Below are 21,486 nucleotides of genomic sequence, written 5' to 3' on the forward strand. Positions count from 1 at the left end.
TTAACAATTCAACGCAGCACCAAGAGTGCCACAGGAAGCTTAGGGAGTGTAGTCTGGCGTCAATGACAGCGGCGGTTCATCCAGCGCGGCCAATTGCTCCTTGAGGGCCAAAACCTGTTGCTCCCAAAATTTGTCCGTACCAAACCACGGAAAGTTCCGGGGAAAAGCCGGGTCACTCCAGCGTTTTGTCAGCCACGCCAGATAGTTGATCATGCGCAGCGCCCGCAGCGGCTCAATCCATTTCAGTTCCCGGCTGTCGAGGCTGGCAAAGGTCTCGTAGCCCTCCAGCAAGACATCCAGTTGCAGCAACTGGCTGGCCCGATCGCCGTTCAGCATCATCCACAGATCCTGAATGGCCGGGCCGGTCCGGGCGTCATCCAGATCGACAAAGCTGGGCCCCTCATCGACCCAGAGAATGTTGCCCGGATGCATGTCACCATGCAGGCGCAGTTGGGTCATCGACTCCGCCAGCGGCGCTTCGATGCGCGCCAGCACCTGATCCAGCACGGTGAAGAAGGGGGTTTCAATGTGGGGGCCCAGCTCCGCCTGTTGCTGCAGCACCTCGCGGGCTTCAAAGCCGAACTCCGCCACACTGAGCGCCGGACGGTGCTGAAACGGCTGACGCCGGCCAACCTGGTGCAAACGGCCCAGAAAACGGCCAACCGCTTCCAGCTGGTCGAGATTATCGACTTCGAACTGGCGGCCGCCCACGCTGTGCCAGAGAGCAAAGCGATAGCCGTCATGTTCAAACAGCGTTTCTCCATCGATGGCGATGGGGGCGGCTACCGGCACCTCGCTCTCCATCAGCTCCTGAGCAAACTGGTGCTCTTCGCGGATCTGAGCTTCGCTCCAGCGCTGCGGCCGGTAGAACTTGGTGACGTAGCGACGGCCATCTTCGGCCCGGAACTGATACACCCGGTTCTCATAGCTGTTCAGGGGCAGCAGGCCGGTGTCCGGATAAACCCCCAGAGACTCCACCGCATCCAGCACCCGGTCCGGGGTCAGCGAGTGAAAATCGAAGCGCGCTTCAGACATGCTCGGCCCCCACTTGTGCAGCGAGGAAGGCGAGGGTTTCGGCACCATCGAGCGCCCCGTCACTGGCCTCCAGCCACAGGCTGTCGCACAAGGCTTCAAACTGCAGGCCCAGTACCGTGTCCTCAAACCGGGCGGGCCAGAACAGGCGGTCAGCCCCCTGTTCCAGCGCCCCAAGCTGGCACTCCAGCCGGGCCATCAACTGCGGTGCCACCTCTGCGGCCTGCTCCTGAGTCAGCGGGCAGGGCCAAAGCAGCTGACCACGGTCAGCGCTGTATTGCGGGCGCCCTAGCTTGAGCAGGAGAGCGTTAACTGTTGGCTCCATGATGGGGCATCGCCTCGTAAATCGTCGAATTCTGGCTCGGGATCATAGGGGCGGCATAATGCCCGGTGCAAGCGATGCAGTGGGTCATTATCGCCCTGTTCCGCCGCCGCAATGGCCTCCTGGGCCAGATGAGTCCGTAGGATCAGGGCCGGATTGGCTTCGCTGCGGCGGGCCTGCCAGTCCGCCAGCCCATCCACTCCACCCAGACGTTGCTGGTAACGCTGCCACCAGTCGCTGAACCCGGCCACTCCGGCAAAGCGGCGATGCAGCGGGGTGTCCTGACTGGTCGGGTCCAACTGCGCGAACTCCCGCAGGGTATTGCTGTAATCCAGCCCGCCTTCGGCCATCCGGTTAAGCAACTCTGCGATCAGCGGCAGGTCCTCTGCTGTCGGGTCCGGCAGGCCCAGCCGCGCCCCCATCCGCGCCAGATAGCGCTCAACCAGCACCGGCTCATAGCACGCCAATGCTTGTCGAATGGCGGTTTCGTCGAGCCAGGGCGTGAGGGTGATGGCCAGTCGGTTGAGGTTCCACAGCCCGATGCCCGCCTGTTGGTCGAAGGCGTAGCGACCCTCGTGGTCGGAGTGATTGCAGATGTAGCCGGGGTCAAATCGGTTCATAAAGGCGAAGGGGCCGTAATCAAAGGTCTCCCCCAGGATCGACATGTTGTCGCTGTTGAGCACGCCATGGCAGAAACCGAACGCCTGCCAATCTGCCACGGTTCGGGCGGTGCGCTCCACCACCTCAACCAGCCAGGCCAGTTTGGCATCCGATTCGCTCCGCACCCCGGCAAAGTGGTGATCGATGGTGTCCTCGATCAACGCCTCCAGCTGAGACTGCTGACGGGTATAGAGAAAATATTCAAAGTGGCCAAAGCGCAGGTGGCTCTCGCTGACCCGTACTGTGATGGCGCCAGTTTCCTGCTCCTCCCGCCACACCGGAGTATCCGAGCCGATCACCGCCAGCGCGCGGGTGGTGGCGATCCCAAGATGGTGCAGGGCCTCACTGGCCAGAAACTCCCGCACCGCGCTGCGCAACACCGCCCGGCCATCGCCGCCACGGCTGTACGGGGTCGGGCCACTGCCTTTCAAAAAGACTTCCAGGCCATTTCTCTCACCCAGGTGCACGCCCCGGCCATCCCCCAGACGTGGGGTATAGCCACCGAACTGGTGCCCACTGTAGACCTGGGCAAAGGGCGGCCAGGGCAGGGAAGCGGTGGCGCCTGACAACTGAGCGAGAGCGGCGTCATCCTGCTCCAGGCCCAACCGCTGTCCCATCTCATCACTCCACCCCACCCACCTTGGGGCATCCAGAGGAAGCGGCATCACAGCGCTTCCCAACCAGGGCAACCGTTGGCCAATCCCCCCTTGCCATGCGGTATCCTTTTCCTTCAGAGTCCTACTCAAGCAACATTCCTTTTGATCATTTGGAGTATTCATGACATCCATCCTGCTGGTTGCACACGACAGTCCTTACGGCAGTGAACGTCTCTACAACGCGCTTCGGATCGCCCTGGCGACGCAAGAACACGCCGAACAACCGGTGCAGCAGAAGCTGTTCCTGATGTCCGACGCCACCGTCGCCGCCCTGTCTGGTCAGCAAACCCCGGATCTGAGCTATCACATCGGTCAGATGCTGGAGATCCTTCTGGCGCAGGGCGTCGAGATCGCCGTTTGCCGCACCTGTGCCGAAGCCCGCGGACTGACCCCGGATCGACTGATCGAAGGTGTCACCATCGGCACACTGGTGGATCTGACCCGGCAGACCCTCGCTGCCGACAAGGTGATCCACATTTGATCTCGATCGCGAATTCGGTGCATTACCCTTAAGCCCCCGGTTCACCCCGGTTAGGATAATTAAATCCGAGTTCAACACTAGGTTATACCATGAAGAGCGATCGGCTGGAGGGGCGACTTGCCCAGGAATTCCGCACCATTGGCCATATGATGCAGATCTACTGCAAAGGCCAGTGTGGTGACGTCTCGCGGGAGCAAGGCCTGTGTCAGGGCTGCCGTGAGCTGCTGGCGTACGCGGAACAGAAACTGGATCGCTGCCCCTACGGCGACACCAAGCCAACCTGTGCCAAGTGTCCGATCCACTGCTACAAGCCCGAGCCGAAAGAACAGATCCGCCAGGTGATGCGTTACGCCGGGCCACGCATGCTGCTGCGCCACCCTGTAGAGGCGATCCGCCACCTGTTGGACGAACGTCGCCCGGTGCCGGAAAAGCCACCGATGCGCGCAAACCGGCGGCGCAGCCGCCCTGCCAACGGGAGCTGACCGATGACAGTGCCGCCAGTCCCCGATTTACTCACCTGGCTGCACTTGGGAATCGCGCTGATTGGCTGCTTCAACTGCCTGCTTTTGGCCATTCTTCTGCTGTATTTCTATCGGGATCCGCTCCGGTCAGAGAGATATCTCGCCAGTTGGCTCGCCTTGCTGGCGCTCTACTTCGGACTGATGCCGGACCTCCTGCCCCCGGCAATGCTGCTGCCAGCCTACGCTTTGCAGTTTTTTGCCTTACCCTGTCTCTACCTGTACCTCTGCGCCCAACTTCGCCAGCGCAAGGTAAAAGCAGAACGGCACCTGTTGCTGCCTGCGTTGTTGTTTCTGTATGCCCTAATCACCTCGCTATTGCACGACAACCATCGTTTGTGGAGCCATACAAATGCGGAGGGATTACTTCTGTTCCTGCTGCCGGTGGGTGCCGTAGCGCAGTATCTCTACTACGCTGGCGTCACCTGGTTGCTGTGGCGACGCTGGGCCCACCCCGGCGCCACCGCTGCCGCCAAGCGCAGTACCCCGCATTACTCCTGGCTGCTGGTTCTGATGATCACCTCTGGCCTGGTCTGGTTACTGCGCCTGATTGGCGTGTCTGTACCACTGTGGACCGGACAACCCATCCCCCCTTGGATGCTGGTCAGTAAACGCATCACCATCATCAGTCTGCTGCTGTTTGGGCTGGCTTACGGACTCAGCCAAATCACCGCGTCCGCCTGGGGATTGCGCCGCCAGGCCCAAACCAATTCAAAGTCCAAAAGGCAGCCTCCCGAATCCGTATTGAGCTCCGAGGAGCTGGCCTTTTTGCGGGACCTCAATAAAAAGCCCTAACCCTTCTGCTCTTTGCGCTTTTTCGCTACCCTCGGCGATAAACACAAGGAGTTAAAACAATGACAACAGGACGTCTACCTTTGGCGCTGTCGCTGCTGGCGATGGTCGCTTCAGTTCACGCCGCCCCCCGCGACCATCAGATCACCCCGGAAGACTATTTCACCATCGCCCACCCCAGCGGCGTCGCGCTCTCGGCCGACGCAAAGCAGGCGGCTTGGGTCCAGTCCTATTGGGATAAGGAAAGTGATGGCCAGAAGCGCGACCTGTGGCGTATGGCCCTGCCCGATGGCACCCCGGAGCGACTGACCTTCAGCGAAGCGAACGAAGGCGCCCCCCAGTTCAGTGCTGACGGTCGCTACCTGTTCTTCCTGAAGGCGGAGCAGCGTGGCGAGGACGCCAAGGCCCCCTACAATGGCAAATCCCAGGTGTGGCGCCTGTCTCTGGCCAACGGCGATGTGGTGCCGGTCACCCGGGAAAAAGCCGGGGTCAGCCAGTTCGCCCTTGGCCCACAGGGTCAGGCGCTCTGGTTTACCGGCAATAAAACCCACCGGAACAGCGACCCCTTTGCCGCCCTGCGCAGCACGCACAGCGCCCCTCAGTACGGACATGGGGAAGTGACCGTCAATCCACTCTATCGCCTGGACCTGACCAGCTACCGCACCGAACTGGTGCTGGACGACAACAAGGTGGTGTGGGGCTTTGATATCAGTCCGGATGGAAACCGCATCGCCCGGGTCATCACCGACGATAATGAGCTTGTGCACCTGGAAGGCTGGTCAGATATCGCGATCTATGACCGCCAGCAGAACCGTGGCTGGACCCTGCCGGACCAAGCCTGGCGGGCCGATGCCCCGTCACCCTACGGCTGGCTGATGCAGCCACGCTGGAGCCCGGATGGCGAACGACTGGCGTTTCGGATCGACTACGACGGCTACCCCGGCCAGCTGTTCGTCACCGAACTCGACAGCGCCGGCGACGTCATCCGCCAAACTGACCTGCGCCGCCCCGGCGACGTTACCCTCAACGGCGACAACATCGCCTGGCGCCCGAACAGCGACGAAATCTGCTATCGCGGCAGTGAACATGCCCGGGTGCGGCTCTACTGCACCGACATGGACGGCGCTGAACAGGGGGATACCCGCATCCTGACCGAGGGCGATTTCGTGGTGGGTGGCTACGCCTTCTCGGCCAAAGGGCGTGACCTGGTGCTGACCCACAATGGCCTCGACCACTTCTACGAGGTGTACAGTGGCCGGGTCGGCAAAACGCCGCAGCAACGCACCGACATCAATCCCCAGGTCGCCCGCTGGCAACTGCCCCAGCTGAGCATCGTGCGCTGGACCGCGCCGGATGGCAGCCCGGTTGAAGGGATTCTGGAGCTGCCCCCGGGCTATCAGAAGAGTGATGGCCCGCTGCCGCTGGTGGTTCAGATCCACGGTGGCCCCACTGCCGCCACCCCTTATGCCCTGCAACACCGCACCTATGGCCGAAGCACCTTTGCGGCCCGCGGCTGGGCGCTGCTGTCACCCAACTACCGCGGCTCCACCGGTTACGGTGATAAGTTTCTGGTGGATCTGGTGGGCAAAGAGCACGACATCGAGGTGGCCGACATCGTGGCGGGCGTGGATAAGCTGATCGCCGATGGTGTGGTGGACGGTGACAAGATGGCCGTGATGGGCTGGAGTAACGGCGGCTACCTGACCAACGCCCTGATCAGCACCACCGATCGCTTCAAAGCGGCCAGCTCGGGCGCCGGTGTCTGGGACCAGCGCCTGCAATGGATGCTGGAGGACACCCCCGGCCACGTCATCAACTTTATGCAGGGTCTGCCGTGGGAGCAGCCGGAAGCCTATGACCATGGCTCCAGCCTGAGCCACGCCGCCAGCATCACCACTCCCACAGTGATCCATATGGGGGAGAACGACGCCCGGGTTCCTGCGCCTCACGCCTGGGGCCTGTATCGCACCCTGCGCACCTACCTCAACGTACCCACTGAGTTGCTGATCTACCCCGGTGAAGGCCACGGCCTGACCACCTATCAGCACAAACTGGCCAAGATGGAGTGGGACCTGCGCTGGTTTGAACATTACGTATTGGGTAAACCGGTGGAATAACCCCAACACCGAGGGCCGCAACTGCGGCCCTTTTTTCTGCCGGGCAAACACAAGAAAGGCCGCCTGGGCGGGCGGCCTTGGGACTTGGGCATTGGAGGGACCGATTGGGCTCGGCCCCAAGACCTGCGCTGGCACTGGCCGATAGAGCATCGGCTGAGCTTCCCTGCCCGTCCAACGGGGTCTCAGAGAATCAGAACGACCCCCTGTTGCGCAAACTTAAACCTTTTTATTAACCCACCAGCAAAAGTTTTAAACCGATGCCCCACATCAGTGCCCACACCAGCAGGTCGATGCCACGCCATACCGCCGGACGGGCCAGTACCGGGGCCAACCGGGCCGCGCCCAGGCTGAGGCCAAAGAACCAGAGGGTGGAGGCAGTCACCGTACCGGCGAAGAAGAACCAGCGCTCGTCGCCAAACTGGGCGCCGATGGACCCCAGCAACACCAGGGCATCGAGGTAGACGTGCGGGTTCAGCAGGGTCACGGCCAGGGTCGCGATGATCACGGTACGGCGGCAGCCCAAGGTGTCGCCACTGGCTTCCAGCTGGCTGCCCTTAATCGCCCGACGCAGCGATTGCAGGCCAAACAGCAGCAGGAAAGCCCCGCCGCCATAGCGGGCCACAGCCATCAGCAACTCACTCTCGCTGATCATCGCGCCCACACCGGCCACGCCGAGGCCAATCAGAATCGCATCACACAGCAGGCAGATCATCGCGACCAGCAGGTGATGGTGGCGCTTGAGGGCCTGGCTGAGCACAAACGCCCCCTGGGCACCGATCGCCATAATCAGTGCTGCACCAATACCCAAACCATTAAAAAACGCCGTAACCATCGAACCCTCCTGCCTGTTTAGGCGGGCAGTGTAGGGTTGCAGCAAATTGGAGAAAATCTAATAATCCTTAATCAATATCAGTTTTTTTAATTAACAAATCGGCGCTCGAATTATGCTCGATTACAAGCAGCTTCATGCCCTTGCGGAAGTGGTGCGACAAGGCAGTTTTGATAAGGCTGCCCGTAAGTTAAACCTGACCCAGTCGGCGGTATCACAGCGGGTCAGCACCCTGGAGCAGCGGGTCGGCCGGCCCCTTCTGGTGCGGGCCAACCCAGTGCGGGCCACCGAGGCGGGATTGTTGTTGCTGCGCCATCAGCAGCAGGTCGCGCTGATGGAGGCCAACCTGTCGGAAGCGCTGCTGACCGGCGAGCGCTCCGAGTTTGAGCGGGTGGCGCTGGCGGTCAACGCCGACAGTCTGGCCACCTGGCTGCCCCAGGCGCTGAGCCGCCTCTTCAATCAGCACCAGTTGTTGACCGAGCTGATCGTCGAGGATGAAGACATCACCCTGAACCGGCTCAAATCCGGGGAGGTGGCCGGCTGCATCTCCGCCATCGCCAAGCCGGTACAGGGGTGCCGTACCCAACCGCTGGGCACCCTGCGCTACCGTATGGCCGCTTCCCCAGCCTTTATCGAGCGCTACTTCGCTGGTGGCGTGGACGCCGCCAGCCTGGCCCACGCCCCCACCGTGGTGTACAGCCAGCACGACGACCTGATGAGCCGCTTTCTGGCCCGACACTACCCCACCCTGGGACACCTGCCGCCCCATCACCAGGTGCCCTCAGCCCAGGCTTTCGTCAACCTGGCCCTGCAGGGCATCACCTGGGCCCTGATCCCGGAACTGCAGCTGGCCCCACTGCAGGCCACCGGTGCGCTTCAGTCACCCAGCCCGCACCATCTGGATGTGCCCCTTTACTGGCACAGCTGGCGCCTCGAGTCCCCCACCATGACCCGCATTGCAGCGGTCCTGAAACAGCAGGCCCGAAGCCAGCTACTGAACGCCTGAATCCGCCTTTCATCAATTGGGGTGGCAAGCCTGAGAGAACCTGCCACCCTTACCCTCAGGGACCAAGAATGAGGGAAAAGTCATGATGTTACGGATCGTCATCCTGACCCTGGCACTGCTGGCCCTGCCCAGCCGGGCCGACTGGGACTTCAGCGCCATTAACCAAGGCAACTGGTACATCGGCGGGCAGCTCAACTACGGTTGGGTGGACACCAATTTTGGTGATGCCAACCCCGTCGCCCTGCACGTCCTCGGCGGCTACCAATTCAACCCCTATATCGGCATCGAGAGCCGCATCGGCCTTGGACTGGCTGACGATGAGGCGGCGGACAACATCCATATCGAAGTGGACTCCTATTACGGCCTCTATCTGACCGGCACCCTGCCGATGGGGGATTGGGTCAGGCTGTACGCTTTGGTCGGCGTGACGGATCTGTCACTGGAGCAGGATCTGGACAGCCAGAGCGACACTTTTGGCACCTCTGATCTCAGCTATGGCCTCGGTCTGAGCCTGCTGGCCACCGAGCGACTGTCGTTTTCGCTGGAGTTTATGCAGTGGCTGGATAAGGGCGAGTTTGATGTGGCGGGACTGAACCTGGGTGTGCGTTACGATTTCTGAGCCTCCTGCCACCTTACGTTTTGATATTCAATAACAAAACACCCTGCCCGGGGATGGCTTAGTGCGGTCGAATGCGGCATGATCTGGTCGGATTTTCAACAAGGAAGTGACCATGAAACGTTCTCTTATCGCGCTCGCTCTGGGTGGCGCAATGATCTCCGTCCCCGCCGCTGCCAACCTGGCTCAGGGTTATGGCTACATCGGCGGTCAACTGAATTACTTTGATCTGGATACCGGCCTCGCCAGCATCAACCCGATGGCACTGACTTTTCTGGGGGGCTACCAATTCAACCCCTATCTAGCCCTCGAAGGCCGGATTGGCGTCGGGATCACCGATGATGACCTGGACTTTTGGGGCGAGACCGTCAGCCTCGAAGTTGACCACTACTATGCGGGCTATCTGGTCGGTACCCTGCCGCTGACCGACTGGGTATCGGCCTATGGACTGCTGGGCTACGCGGAAACCAAAATCAGCGCCAGCTCAGGAGGCAATTCCGAGTCCGAAAGCGACAACGATTTGAGCTACGGCCTGGGGCTGAAGATGAACGCCTCCGAAAACGCCGGGTTCACTCTTGAGTACATCGAACTGTACGACGACGTCTCCAGCCTGAACCTGGGATTCACCTACCAGTTCTGATCGCCGAAAAACAAAAAACCCGCCAATCGGCGGGTTTTTTCGTTGCTCAGCCGCTTACAGCTTGTAGCTCAGCTGAGCACCGGCCAGCCAGACGCTGCCGGTCACTTCGCCATTGAACTGGGCCAAAGTGGCCTCACCCACGGTGAAGGACTCGGAGATCGGGGCATCACCCTGAGAGTGGATGTAGGTCACGGCCAGGTCCAGATTCAGACGGTCACTGAAGGCATAGCCCATACCGGTGCTGAACCACAGACGGTTAGAGTCCGGGATGCTCAGGGTACGGTGCTCATCTTCCACCGCGGTCATGTCGTAAGCCACACCGGCACGCACCACCATCTTATCGTTCAGGCGGTAGTCGGTGCCCACGGCAAAGCGCCAGTTGTCTTCGAACTGTTCCGCTTTCACCAGATCGCTGCTGCCATCCGGGAACTCGGCCACCAGGTCATCAAAGCGGCTCCACTGGGTCCAGTTGATGGACGCAGACAGGCGCCAGGCGTCGGTCAGCTGGTGGCTGGAAGCCAGTTCAGCGAACGCCGGCAGGGTCAGGGCCAGCTGGCCCGGCTTGGCCATGCCATCCGGAGCGTACAGCAGACCGCCTGCGTCACCTTCGAGGTTCAGCTCCACTTCGGAGTGATAAGACAGACCGATGGTGTGACCCTTAGCCGGCTGCCAGGTGGCACCCAGCTTGTAGCCCCAGGCGTAGTCGTCGCCAGAGAGGGACTTCAGTTCAGTGCCCGGCGCCACCGGCGGCAGGCCAACCATGCCCAGCAGCGGCGCTACGTCAGCGTCGGCCACCCAACCAGGAACGGTGCCACTGATGGCGCCATCGCCGTAAACAAAGCGCACACCGGCGCCGAGGCTGAACTGCTCGTTGACCGCGAACGCAATGTTGGGGTTGAACTCGACGGTGGTGATCTCGGTGTTGCTGCCGAAGATCGCCGCCGGGTGAGTGGCCGGCAGCTCACTCTTCAGGCCGTAGTTGGAGTTAATGGCCAGACCGTAGGCCCAGCGCTCACTCAGACGGTTGCTGTAGAAGAAGTTCGGCACCACGGCGTTGGGCACCAGATCGTCTTCGCTGGCATCGATGGTGCGCATGCCAAGGCTCATGTCCGGGTTCAGATGGGGATGGGTAATGGTACCCTCGGCCGCCACATCCGGCGCGACCAGAATGGCGCCCACAGACAGTTGGCGACCTTCCAGTTGAGTCAGCAGCGCCGGGTTACGGCCCTGTGCAGCAGCGTTATCTGCGATGGCGGCTTCACCGGCAAAGGCACGGCCCAGACCAGAGGCAGAGGTTTCCGCCAACTGGAAGCCAGCAGCATTCGCCTGACCGGCCAACAGCGCCGCAATGGCGCCAGACAACAAACGGTACTTCATACACTTCCCCATTCCAAAAATTGGCTTTTTTGTGATCCGCGCCATCATAAGAGCGAAACCAGCAGACACAACGCCTCAACATTGATTCGGGCTAACCTGCTGTGGATCCGGCGCAAGGCGGGGGGTTGTACCAGATATTAGAGTTTAAGCTCTAGCTTTTTTGAAAAAATTAGAGCGAACACTCGTAACATGAAATTCTATCTCTTTGATACAACGTGTTTTTATTTCGGGGTGGTGGGAAGTGGTAGGAGGAGTTGGGGGCAGTGAATTTCACTGCCCCGATACATTGTCACGACTTATCGCCAGCTCGGCGACTCGGCCTCGAACGCTTCAATGGCGGCCATATTGGCCAGAGTCAGGCCGATGGCGTCCTTACCTTCAAGCAGATTACAGCGAGCCGCCGCATCAAGGCTGAAACCATAGCGCTGGCCCTGATCATCCACCACCTCACACGCCTCCAAATCGACCGTGATTGAGACCCCGGGGTGGGCCACCACCCGGCTGGTCAGAGCCTGAACCTGAGCCTCTGGCAGCACCACCGGCAGCAGACCATTATTGATGGCGTTCTGGTAGAAGATGTCGGCAAAGCTGGGGGCGATAATGGCGCGAAAACCAAAGTCGGCCAGCGCCCACGGAGCGTGCTCGCGGCTGGAGCCACAACCAAAGTTCTCCCCCGCAATCAGGATGCTGGCACCGGCATACTGAGGCTGGTTCAGGGCAAACTCCGGATTGGGCTGATGCCCCTCATCATCGAGGTATCGCCAGTCGTGAAACAGGTGTACCCCAAAGCCCTCACGGGTCACTTTGGCCAAAAACTGCTTGGGGATCAGCTGATCGGTATCGATGTTGGCGTGGTTTAACGGCACCGCCACGCCCTGGTGTTGAACAAAAGCCTGCATCACTGAATCTCCTCAAACTGGCGCACATCGGCAAAGTGACCGGTCACCGCCGCGGCAGCCGCCATGGCCGGGCTCACCAGATGGGTGCGGCTGCCACGTCCCTGTCGACCTTCAAAGTTGCGGTTGGAGGTGGAGGCGCAGCGCTGTCCGGCAGTAAGACGGTCTTCATTCATCCCCAGGCACATGGAGCAGCCCGGCAGGCGCCATTCAAAACCCGCTTCAGTAAAGATGCGGTCGAGTCCCTCGGCTTCCGCCTGGGCTTTCACCTGATGGGAGCCGGGCACCACCATCGCCTGTACCCCCTCGGCGACTTTGCGGCCCCGGGCAATGGCGGCGGCGGCGCGCAGATCCTCAATCCGGGAGTTGGTGCAGGAGCCGATAAACACCGCATCCACCCGCACCTCCGACAACGCCTGATGCGGCTCCAGCCCCATATAAGCCAGCGCTTTGATCGCCGCACTCTGCTCAATGGGGTCAGCGAAGCTGGCCGGGTCCGGCACCCTGTCACCAATGGCCATCACCTGGCCGGGGTTGGTGCCCCAGGTGACCTGGGGGGCGATACTGGCGGCATCGATCACCACTTGTGCATCAAAACGGGCGTCGGCATCGCTGTGCAGCTCGGCCCAATCCTGTCGGGCAGCGTGCCAATCCTGGCCTTTCGGCGCATAGGGCCGACCCTCAAGGTAATCACTGGTGGTCTGATCCGGAGCAATCAGGCCCGCTTTCGCGCCCAGCTCAATGGCCATATTGCACACTGTCATCCGCCCCTCCATCGACAGAGCACGGATCGCCTCGCCACAAAACTCCACCACATAACCGGTGCCACCACCGTGGCCCACGGTGCCGATGATCGCCAACACAATGTCCTTGGCGGTGATGCCCGGCGCCACCTGTCCGCGCACCTCAATCTTCATGGTTTTGGCCCGGCGCTGGCGCAGGGTCTGGGTGGCCAGCACATGCTCCACTTCCGAGGTGCCGATGCCAAAGGCCAGAGCGCCAAACGCGCCGTGGGTTGCGGTATGGGAATCGCCACAGACAATGGTGCTGCCCGGCAGAGTCAGGCCCTGCTCCGGCCCCATCACATGGACGATGCCCTGATTGGGGTGGTGGATATCGAACAGCGTGATCCCAAACTCCTCGCAGTTTTTCTGCAGGGTCTCCACCTGGGTGCGGGCCAGCGCGGGCAGAGCCGAAATGGAAGCGCTGGTGGTGGAGGTGTTGTGGTCCATGGTGGCGATGGTGCGGTCGGGGCGACGCACCGGACGGCCGGCCTGGCGCAGACCATCGAAGGCCTGGGGCGAGGTCACCTCGTGCACCAGGTGGCGATCAATATAGATAAGTGGGGTTTCCCCCTCGGCCGTAGCGATCTGATGGCGTTGCCAGATCTTGTCATACAGGGTCTGGGCCATCAGCGGGCCTCCTTGATGCGTTGAACAATGGCGTCACCCATCTCACGGGTGGAGAGGGGGCGTTGCTGTGAGCCCGGCGCCAGCAGTTCACCGGTCAGGCAGCCATCGGCCAACGCGGCACTGACGGCACTGTCGATGGCATCCGCGGCAGCGCCTTCCCCGAGGCTGTGGCGCAGCATCAGGCTGGCAGAGAGGATCTGTGCCACCGGATTGGCGATGCCCTGGCCAGCAATGTCCGGGGCACTGCCGCCGGCCGGTTCGTACATACCAAAGCCGGACTCATTGAGGCTGGCCGAGGGCAGCAGGCCCATGGAGCCGGTAATCATCGCCGCTTCGTCGGAGATGATGTCGCCAAACAGGTTGCCACAGAGGATCACATCAAATTCACTGGCCCGGCGCAGCAGCTGCATGGTGGCGTTGTCGATGTAGATGTGTTCCAGAGTCACATCGGGGTAATCGGCGGCAATGGCAATCACCTCTTCCCGCCACAGCATTGAGGTGGTCAGGACATTGGCTTTGTCCACCGACAACACCCGGCCACGACGCTGACGGGCAGCATCAAACGCCATGCGGGCGATGCGGCGGATCTCAAAGCGGCTGTAGCGCATGGTGTCATAGCCATACTCCTGCTCACCCTCCCCTTCGCGGCCGCGGGGCTGGCCAAAGTAGATGTCGCCGGTCAGCTCGCGCACCACCAGCACATCCATGCCCTTGGCGGCGATATCGGCACGCAGGTAGGAGAGCGGCTCCAGACCCGGGTGGATCTTGGCCGGACGCAGGTTACAAAACAGGTTGAAGTGCTTGCGCAGGGGCAGCAGCGAGCCGCGTTCCGGCTGCTCGTTCGGAGGCAGGTGCTCCCACTTGGGTCCGCCCACCGAACCAAACAAAATGGCGTCCGCCGCTTCACAGCTGGCCAGAGTCTGGGCCGGCAGCGGCGTACCGTGGGCGTCGATGGCGGCGCCTCCAACCAACTGATGCTCGGCCCGAAAGGAAAAGCCAAACTGCTGACCCGCGGCGGCCAGCACCTTTTCCGCTTCCGCCATCACTTCAGGCCCGATGCCGTCACCGGCCAGGATGGCGATATTGTGCTCCCTCATGCGTCCCCCATGGCTTTATCTTGCTTCTGCTGATCGATGCGCTGCTGGCGATGGATCAGGTTGTAAACGTGGATCAGCGCCCGCGCGGACGCTTCGATGATGTCGGTGGACAGGCCCATCCCGTGGAAGGTGCGGCCCTGGTATTCCGCCGTGATGTCCACCTGGCCCAGAGCGTCATGGCCCTCGCCGGTGGCGCCGATATCAAAGCTCTGGATCGCGATTTTCTGGCCGGTCGCCCGCTCAATGGCCCGGTATACCGAGTCCACCGGACCGTTGCCGGTGGCCGCTTCGGTCACCACCTGCTGGCCAATGCCAATCTCAATGGAGCCGGTGGCAAAGTGGTTGCTGCCGGCCTGCACATTCAGTTGGCGCAGTACGTAATGCGCGTCGTCCTCTTTCTGGTTCTCGAAGAACAACAGCGCTTCCAGGTCGTAATCGAACACCTGGCCCTTCTTGTCGGCCAGCTCAAGGAAACGCTGGTACAGAGTGTCGAGATCGAAGTCCTGCTCCTGGTAGCCCAGCTCAGTCATGCGGTGCTTGATGACGTGACGGCCGGAGCGGGAGGTCAAATTCAGGGTGTTGCGCGGCAGGCCAACCGACTCCGGGGTCATGATCTCGTAGGTGTTCTGAGCTTTGAGCATTCCATCCTGATGGATGCCGGAGCTGTGGCTGAAGGCGTTGCTGCCGACAATCGCCTTGTTGGGCTGGATCGGCATATTACAGAGGCGGCTGACCTGGGAGCTGGTGCGGTAGATTTCGGTGGGGCGGGCGTTGGTGGTGAGGCCAAAGTGGGTCTGGCGGGTGTTAAGGATCATGATCACCTCTTCCAACGCCGCGTTGCCGGCCCGTTCGCCAATGCCGTTGATGGTGCCCTCCACCTGGCGCGCCCCGGCTTCAATGGCGGCAATGGAGTTGGCCACCGATAACCCGAGGTCATCGTGGCAGTGCACCGAGATCACCGCCTGATGGATATTGGGCACCCGCTCAAACAGGTTGGTGATGATGCCGCCGAACTCGGTTGGGGTGGTGTAACCCACGGTGTCGGGAATGTTGACCGTGGTGGCCCCGGCTTTGATGGCAGCCTCAACCATGCGGCAGAGGTTATCGATGGGGGTGCGACCGGCGTCTTCACAGGAAAACTCAACGTCATCGGTAAAGCGGCGGGCGTAGCGAACGGCTCCGGTGGCCATCTCCAACACCTGGTCGAAGTTGCGCTTCAGTTTGCTTTCAACGTGGATACTGGAGGTGGAGATAAAGGTGTGAATGCGGAACTGATCCGCCACTTTCATCGCTTCGGCGGCGGCGTCGATGTCGCCCTGAACCGCCCGGGACAACGCACACACCCGACTGTCGCGCAGGGTTCTCGCAATCTGCTGCACCGAATCAAAATCCCCCGGTGAAGAGACCGGGAATCCCGCTTCGATAATGTCGATGCCGGTGCGTTCCAGCGCCCGGGCGATCTGCAGCTTTTCATTCACTGACAGGCTGGCGGCCAGCGCCTGCTCACCATCGCGCAATGTGGTATCAAACAAAATGACCCGATCTGACATCCTTTCCTCCGTTCGTCGCTACACAGAACGCGGGCTTTTGCTTGTGGCATAAAAAAACCCGCGCAATCTGCGCGGGTTAGAGTCTGTTGCTCGAGCTCTGTCAGCCGGCCACACCCTCTGATCCCACGCAGCGTCCTGCTAGGATTAGAGTTAGTAGGTGGTGGCGGGCGAAGTGCGTCATCAGTCTCGTTATAGTGATTTGGTCTAAAAAGTCCTTTCCATAGTTGCGATGCTCAGCACGTTTGTCAACCGCTTTTTGTACCAAAAATAAACAGCGGACACGGCCAGCCGTTTGCCACTTGATCGCTCTGGGTGACCACGCTAGCCTGCCGATGTAATCAGGATGATAACCACGCTAAGGATTGACGGATTGGTAACCCTCCTCCGAGCCAGCCTGGGGCTGATGCTGCTGTGGCTCAGCAGCACCCTGCCGGTGCTGGCAAATGGTCCCATTCCATCGCTGGATTCTGTTGATTTAGCGATATCCAATATGGACACCTCTCAGGGTGACGTATTGGATGACTATTGGTCCAAACACTATGCTCAGGCCCCGCCGGACTGGCAGATGCGCTGGCACCTGCTGCGTTGTGAGGTGGCCCATATGGAGTCCGATGGTGCTGAAGTCCAGCGCCAGGTCTCTGAAGGCAAAGCGTTGGCAGCCCGCGCGGGCAATACGGTTGTTCCCCTCTACCTGTCACTCTGCGAATCCCGCTATCAATACTCCCAGCTCAACCTGGAAGTCGCACTGGCCATGCAGGACGACGTGATAAACCAAGCCATTGACCAAAATGATCCGGCCCTGCTCGCCCTTGCCTACACCGACCGTGCCATCACCCGCTCAGACTCAAGTTACGTTGCCCGGGCCATTGATGACCTGACCCTGGCTCTGCGCCAGGCGGAGCTTGTGAAACATGCACCGTGGCAAAGCGTGTCACTGCCCCAGATCTACTTCGTTTTTGGCCGCACTTTTTATTATCTGGAAAACTACGCCCGAGCTGACGAATCGATAAAGCAGGCCATTCAGCTGGTTGACCCGGACACCCCTCTGGCCTGGTTTATCCGCTTTAACTACGCCAACGTCCTGTCCTCTCAGGAGCGTCTGCAGGAAGCCCAGCATCAGCTGGATCGGCTCAATGATAATCCCCCCCATTTCGGTAAGTTTTACCGGGGCTACGTGGAACTGTTCCGGGCTGAGCTGCTGCTGCAGCTTAACCGTCCGCAGGAGGCCATCCCACTGGCGCGCCGGGCGGCCATGGATTTTGCCCGGGTGGACCTGACGGCCCCCTACGCTAAGGCGCTGATCATCGAAGGTCAGTCCAATGTGATGCTGGGCAATCGCGAGCAGGGCTGGGCCAAAATCGAACAAGCCCAAACCCTGCTGGCCGAGGTGGAGGAGAATCGGGGCGACTGGGGGTATCTGGCGAAAAGCTGGCGCTGGGCGGCCCGCTACCATCATCAACAGGGCAACGACACCGACGCCTATCTGGCGATGGAGCAGTACGCCAAGGTCTACGCCCGGTTTCTGGAGAAGCAACAGTCCGACCAGTTGGCCCAACAGCAGCAAAAGCTCAGTCAGGAGGTGGACCGCCACCGTCAACGCCTGGTCAGCAGCAGTGAAGCGCAGTTCCAGCTGGAGCAATCTCTGTTGATGTGGCGGGGCAGCACCGTGGTATTGGGGTTGATCGTGATGGGGGTATTTATCTGGCGGTTCTGGCCGGTTACCCATAACAAGGCGGCAGAAACCCCGCCGGAGGATTGGCGTGAACACCTGGTGCAGCTGATGAACCTGTCGCGGCAGAATGAACGCCCGCTGTCGGTGATCCTGGCCCGCGATACCGACCACCCGATCAGCCGTTTGGTGGCTCAGCTCGAGCGGGACCTGCGCCCCTCAGACCGGGTACTGCAGCCGGACCGCCACACCGCCCTGTTGTTGCTGGATCAGGCCACCGAAGGGGAGCTGGCCTGGCGTCTGGCCTCGCTGACGGACTTGATGCGCAACAGCGGTCGCACTGATGTGATGCTGGCCAAAGCCCGGGTGCACGGTTTTGATGACCCGGAGTCCCTGCTGTCACGGCTGGAGTATGAGCTGATAAGCCAGAGCATCCCCAGCCGTTCCGACCCCCAGAGCGGCGTTTAAACCACTTCGCTGTATTCGGCAATCAGGGTCAGGAACGCGTCACCATAGCGTTCCAGCTTGCGCTCACCCACGCCATTGATGGCCAACATCTCCCAGCGACTGCCCGGCAGTTGCGCCGCCATCTCCGCCAGAGTGGCGTCGTTAAACACCACGTAGGGCGGCACCCCCGCCTCGTCAGCCAGCTCTTTTCGCAACGCCTTCAACTTGGCGAACAGCTTGCGATCGTACTGGCTGGGCAGAGCACGACTGCGTCGGCTGGAGGGTTTCTTCAGCGCCAGGCGCGGCTCCGCCAGCTCCAATGAACGTTCCCCCTTGAGCACCGCCCTGGCGGCGGGATTGAGGGTCAGCACCATGGAGCGGGTAATGTCCTGGCTCAGCAGGCCGTGGTGGATCAACTGACGCAGCACCGACAGCCAGTGGTCGTGGCTCTTCTCCTTGCCGATGCCCCAGGTGGAGAGTTTATTGTGGCCCCGGTCCAGCACCGGCTGCGCCTGACTGCCACGCAGCACCTCAATCACGTGGCCCATGCCAAAGCGCTGCCCCACCCGGTAGACACAGGACAAGGCCTTACGCGCCTCCTCCGTGCCATCGTACCGTTTCGGCGGGTCCAGGCAGATATCACAGTTGCCACAGGGCTCATGGCTGGGCTCATCAAAGTAGTTGAGCAGCACCTGGCGACGGCAGATCTGCGCCTCCGCAAACGCCGCCATGGCGTTCAATTTGTGGATGTCCACCGGGTTGGGTTCACTCTCCCCCTGCTCCAGCAGGTGGCGAATCCGGGCGATGTCCGCCGGATCAAACAGCAGCAGAGCCTCTGACTCCAGGCCGTCCCGCCCGGCACGCCCCGTCTCCTGGTAGTACCCTTCAATCGATTTGGGCAGGTCCCAGTGCACCACAAAGCGCACGTTAGACTTGTTGATTCCCATGCCAAACGCCACCGTTGCCACCACGATGTCGACACGATCGCGCAGGAAACCCTCCTGAACCGCCGCCCGCTCATCCGAGGCCATGCCGGCATGGTAACCGGCAGCGACAAAGCCTTTCTGGCGCAGCTTCTCCGCCACCTCATCCACCCGGCGGCGGCTGCCGCAATAGACGATGCCCGCGTTACCCTTCTGCTGTTTCAGGTACTCGGTCAGCTGCTCCAGCGGACGCAGTTTCTCTGCCACGGTGTAGCGGATGTTGGGCCGGTCAAAGCTGGATTGGTGGTGGAACGGCTGCTGCAGGTTGAGGCGCTGGCAGATGTCCTGTCGGGTGGCGCCATCCGCGGTGGCGGTCAGCGCCATGATCGGCACCTGGGGAAAGCGCTGTTTCAGCCAGCCCAACTGGGCATACTCGGGGCGGAAATCATGGCCCCACTGACTGATGCAGTGAGCCTCATCCACCGCCACCAGAGACAGCGGCCAGTGGGCCAGGCGTTCCTGAATGTCGGCGCTGAGCAAGCGCTCCGGTGAGATGTAGAGCAGCTTGATTTCACCCCGATGAATGGCGCCCATCAGCTCCACCACCTCATGCCGCTCCAGGCTGGAGTTCAGGGCGGCCGCCGCCACGCCGGACTCACGCAGCGCGTCCACCTGGTCCTTCATCAGCGAGATCAGGGGGGAGATCACCACGGTCAGCCCCGGCAACACCAGCGCCGGCAACTGGTAGCACAGACTCTTGCCACCGCCGGTGGGCATGATCACCAGGCAGTCGCGCCCGGCCAGAGTCTGCGCCACCACCTCATCCTGACCCGGACGAAAGGCACGAAAGCCAAACACCTGCTGCAGGGTGTTCAGTGCAAGTTGTTGATCGGTCGACATGGCAGGGGCGGTGGCTTCCATCAAGGCGGCTAGAGGTGGTCACGAATGGGCGCTATTCTACTTATCCCGTCCCGGGTTGTCTGCCCGGTGACCGGAACCTGGCCAAAGGAGGGCCCATGACATCTCAACTGATCCTGGACAAGGTGTCCGCCATTTTTAGCGAGCAACTGCCGTTCCACCGCCATCTTGGCCTGAAAGTGGTGCGTTACGACACCGAGGGCGTTGAGGTCGCCATCGACATGGCTGACCACCTGATTGGCAATGTGCATCAGCAGATCCTGCATGGCGGAGTGACCGCCACTCTGCTGGATGTCACCGGCGGCCTGACCGCCTTTGCTGGCGTGGTCGCACGGGAGGTGGACCCCGGCATTGAGCTGCTGCAACAGAAGCTGCCGAAACTGGGTACCATCGACCTGCGGGTTGATTACCTGCGCCCCGGCCGTGGCCAGCGTTTTATCGCCACCGGTACCATCATCCGAACCGGTAACAAAGTGGCCGTGTGCCGGATGGAGCTGCACAACGAAGAGGGCAGTCACATCGCCTTTGGCACCGGCACCTACCTGGTTGGTTAGGCCGCTGGTGGAGGCAACACCGGCAGTGGCATAATGCCTGCCCCTTTCTGTCCAAACACCAGAGACCATGCCAGAGACCGAAGCCCGTAACGGCACGCTGTACGCGATCAGCGCCTACCTGATGTGGGGTTTTGCCCCGCTGTATTTTAAGGCGATCGCCTCTGTCGCACCGGATGAGATCCTGATGCATCGGGTGATCTGGTCCTTCTTTCTGGTGATCGCTCTGGTGTGGTTTGGCGGGCGCATGGGGGAAGTGCGGGCCCTGCTCAGGCAGCCGAAAAAAGTGGCACTGCTGGCCCTGACGGCGGTACTGGTCGGCGCCAACTGGCTGATCTTCATCTGGGCTGTCGCCAATGACCACGTGCTGGATGCCAGCCTGGGTTACTTTATCAACCCGCTGTTCAGCGTGGCGCTGGGCATGCTGGTGCTGGGTGAACGGCTGGGCCGCTTGCAGATGCTGGCCGTGGGCATCGCCACCCTCGGCGTGCTGGTGCAGCTGATCCAATACGGCTCAGTGCCCTGGATCTCGCTGGCGCTGGCCGGCAGCTTCGGCATCTATGGCCTGCTGCGCAAACAGGTCAATCTGCAGGCCAGTACCGGGCTGTTGGTGGAGACCGCCATTCTGCTGCCGCTGGCTCTGGCCTACTGGGCCTGGATCGACAGCCCGACCGCCAATTTTGCCAACAACCCGCTCTCCCTGAACCTGTTGCTGCTGGCCGCAGGGGTGGTCACCACGCTGCCGCTGCTGGCGTTCTCCGCCGCCGCCATCCGCATTCCGCTCTATCTGCTGGGCATGTTGCAGTACATCGGCCCCAGCATCATGTTCGTGATGGCCCTGACCCTGTTTGGCGAATCCCTGTCTGGCCCACAACTGCTGACCTTCGGCTTTATCTGGAGTGCGCTGGTGCTGCTGTCATTTGATGGCATCAAAAAGGCCCGACGCAAGCGCCGGGCCTTGAAACACGCAGTCTGAG

General features: G+C 61.3%; 20 protein-coding genes. 10 read left to right on the top strand and 10 right to left on the bottom strand.

Annotation, left to right across the window (positions count from 1 at the left end; translation table 11 throughout):
* Nucleotides 1-39: 39 nt before the first annotated feature.
* The 3 genes from FBAL_RS18725 to FBAL_RS18735 are packed head-to-tail and all read right to left on the bottom strand — an operon-like array spanning nt 40 to nt 2,715.
* Nucleotides 40-1,035 carry a serine/threonine protein kinase gene (locus FBAL_RS18725; protein ID WP_013347169.1) on the bottom strand — a complete coding sequence of 332 codons (996 nt, stop codon included), beginning with the start codon at nt 1,033-1,035 and terminating at the stop codon, nt 40-42.
* Complete coding sequence (locus FBAL_RS20035) at nt 1,028-1,357, bottom strand: DUF3630 family protein (RefSeq protein WP_013347170.1); 330 nt, start codon at nt 1,355-1,357, stop codon at nt 1,028-1,030. Before FBAL_RS20035 ends, FBAL_RS18725 begins: the two co-directional genes overlap by 8 nt.
* Nucleotides 1,321-2,715 carry a protein adenylyltransferase SelO gene (locus tag FBAL_RS18735; RefSeq protein ID WP_041251900.1) on the bottom strand — a complete coding sequence of 465 codons (1,395 nt, stop codon included), beginning with the start codon at nt 2,713-2,715 and terminating at the stop codon, nt 1,321-1,323. Before FBAL_RS18735 ends, FBAL_RS20035 begins: the two co-directional genes overlap by 37 nt.
* 76 nt (nt 2,716-2,791) lie before the next feature.
* Here FBAL_RS18735 and FBAL_RS18740 point away from each other — a divergent pair, with 76 nt between their 5' ends.
* From FBAL_RS18740 to FBAL_RS18755, 4 genes are all read left to right on the top strand, one after another.
* Nucleotides 2,792-3,151 carry a DsrE/DsrF/TusD sulfur relay family protein gene (locus FBAL_RS18740; RefSeq protein ID WP_013347172.1) on the top strand — a complete coding sequence of 120 codons (360 nt, stop codon included), beginning with the start codon at nt 2,792-2,794 and terminating at the stop codon, nt 3,149-3,151.
* A gap of 89 nt (nt 3,152-3,240) precedes the next feature.
* Entirely contained in the window at nt 3,241-3,633 is a 393-nt protein-coding gene (locus FBAL_RS18745; RefSeq protein ID WP_013347173.1) for a nitrous oxide-stimulated promoter family protein, read from the top strand.
* A 3-nt stretch (nt 3,634-3,636) separates the two neighbouring features.
* Nucleotides 3,637-4,464: a hypothetical protein gene (locus FBAL_RS18750; protein WP_013347174.1), complete on the top strand. Its 828-nt coding sequence runs from the start codon at nt 3,637-3,639 to the stop codon at nt 4,462-4,464.
* 59 nt (nt 4,465-4,523) lie between these two features.
* Nucleotides 4,524-6,578: a S9 family peptidase gene (locus tag FBAL_RS18755; protein WP_013347175.1), complete on the top strand. Its 2,055-nt coding sequence runs from the start codon at nt 4,524-4,526 to the stop codon at nt 6,576-6,578.
* 229 nt (nt 6,579-6,807) lie between these two features.
* Here the strand turns inward: FBAL_RS18755 and FBAL_RS18760 are convergent, their stop codons facing one another.
* Entirely contained in the window at nt 6,808-7,410 is a 603-nt protein-coding gene (locus FBAL_RS18760; protein ID WP_013347176.1) for a LysE/ArgO family amino acid transporter, read from the bottom strand.
* A 112-nt stretch (nt 7,411-7,522) separates the two neighbouring features.
* Here FBAL_RS18760 and FBAL_RS18765 point away from each other — a divergent pair, with 112 nt between their 5' ends.
* The 3 genes from FBAL_RS18765 to FBAL_RS18775 all read left to right on the top strand — a co-directional run bounded on the left by FBAL_RS18765 (nt 7,523) and on the right by FBAL_RS18775 (nt 9,669).
* A complete protein-coding gene (locus FBAL_RS18765; RefSeq protein ID WP_013347177.1) occupies nt 7,523-8,413 on the top strand; it encodes a LysR family transcriptional regulator ArgP in 891 nt (296 codons plus the stop codon).
* Between the two features lie 82 nt (nt 8,414-8,495).
* Nucleotides 8,496-9,032 carry a porin family protein gene (locus FBAL_RS18770; RefSeq protein ID WP_013347178.1) on the top strand — a complete coding sequence of 179 codons (537 nt, stop codon included), beginning with the start codon at nt 8,496-8,498 and terminating at the stop codon, nt 9,030-9,032.
* Between the two features lie 112 nt (nt 9,033-9,144).
* A complete protein-coding gene (locus FBAL_RS18775) occupies nt 9,145-9,669 on the top strand; it encodes a porin family protein (RefSeq protein WP_013347179.1) in 525 nt (174 codons plus the stop codon).
* 54 nt (nt 9,670-9,723) lie between these two features.
* On the opposite strand, the gene FBAL_RS18780 is transcribed toward FBAL_RS18775, so the two are convergent.
* The 5 genes from FBAL_RS18780 to leuA all read right to left on the bottom strand — a co-directional run bounded on the left by FBAL_RS18780 (nt 9,724) and on the right by leuA (nt 16,001).
* On the bottom strand, nt 9,724-11,046 hold the full coding sequence (locus tag FBAL_RS18780; protein WP_013347180.1) for an outer membrane protein transport protein: 1,323 nt from the start codon (nt 11,044-11,046) through the stop codon (nt 9,724-9,726).
* 296 nt (nt 11,047-11,342) lie between these two features.
* Nucleotides 11,343-11,945 (bottom strand): 3-isopropylmalate dehydratase small subunit, encoded by a 603-nt coding sequence (gene leuD / locus FBAL_RS18785; RefSeq protein WP_013347181.1) that lies wholly within the window; start codon nt 11,943-11,945, stop codon nt 11,343-11,345.
* Nucleotides 11,945-13,354 carry a 3-isopropylmalate dehydratase large subunit gene (gene leuC / locus FBAL_RS18790; protein ID WP_013347182.1) on the bottom strand — a complete coding sequence of 470 codons (1,410 nt, stop codon included), beginning with the start codon at nt 13,352-13,354 and terminating at the stop codon, nt 11,945-11,947. Before leuC ends, leuD begins: the two co-directional genes overlap by 1 nt.
* A complete protein-coding gene (gene leuB / locus FBAL_RS18795; RefSeq protein WP_013347183.1) occupies nt 13,354-14,451 on the bottom strand; it encodes a 3-isopropylmalate dehydrogenase in 1,098 nt (365 codons plus the stop codon). The genes leuC and leuB overlap by 1 nt, the downstream gene beginning before the upstream one ends.
* Nucleotides 14,448-16,001, bottom strand: coding sequence for a 2-isopropylmalate synthase (leuA, locus tag FBAL_RS18800; RefSeq protein WP_013347184.1), 1,554 nt, complete (start codon nt 15,999-16,001; stop codon nt 14,448-14,450). The genes leuB and leuA overlap by 4 nt, the downstream gene beginning before the upstream one ends.
* Nucleotides 16,002-16,371: 370 nt before the next feature.
* Between leuA and FBAL_RS18805 the strand changes: the two genes are divergently transcribed.
* Complete coding sequence (locus FBAL_RS18805) at nt 16,372-18,138, top strand: tetratricopeptide repeat protein (RefSeq protein WP_013347185.1); 1,767 nt, start codon at nt 16,372-16,374, stop codon at nt 18,136-18,138.
* Here FBAL_RS18805 and recQ read toward each other — a convergent pair.
* Nucleotides 18,135-19,961, bottom strand: coding sequence for a DNA helicase RecQ (gene recQ, locus FBAL_RS18810; RefSeq protein ID WP_013347186.1), 1,827 nt, complete (start codon nt 19,959-19,961; stop codon nt 18,135-18,137). The genes FBAL_RS18805 and recQ overlap by 4 nt on opposite strands.
* A 95-nt stretch (nt 19,962-20,056) precedes the next feature.
* Between recQ and FBAL_RS18815 the strand changes: the two genes are divergently transcribed.
* Nucleotides 20,057-20,512 (top strand): thioesterase family protein, encoded by a 456-nt coding sequence (locus FBAL_RS18815; protein WP_013347187.1) that lies wholly within the window; start codon nt 20,057-20,059, stop codon nt 20,510-20,512.
* Between the two features lie 67 nt (nt 20,513-20,579).
* Nucleotides 20,580-21,485, top strand: a complete 906-nt coding sequence (rarD, locus tag FBAL_RS18820; protein ID WP_013347188.1) for an EamA family transporter RarD — start codon at nt 20,580-20,582, stop codon at nt 21,483-21,485.
* Nucleotide 21,486 lies beyond the last annotated feature (1 nt).

It is taken from the genome of Ferrimonas balearica DSM 9799 (assembly GCF_000148645.1).
GTDB classification, from domain to species: Bacteria; Pseudomonadota; Gammaproteobacteria; order Enterobacterales; family Shewanellaceae; genus Ferrimonas; species Ferrimonas balearica.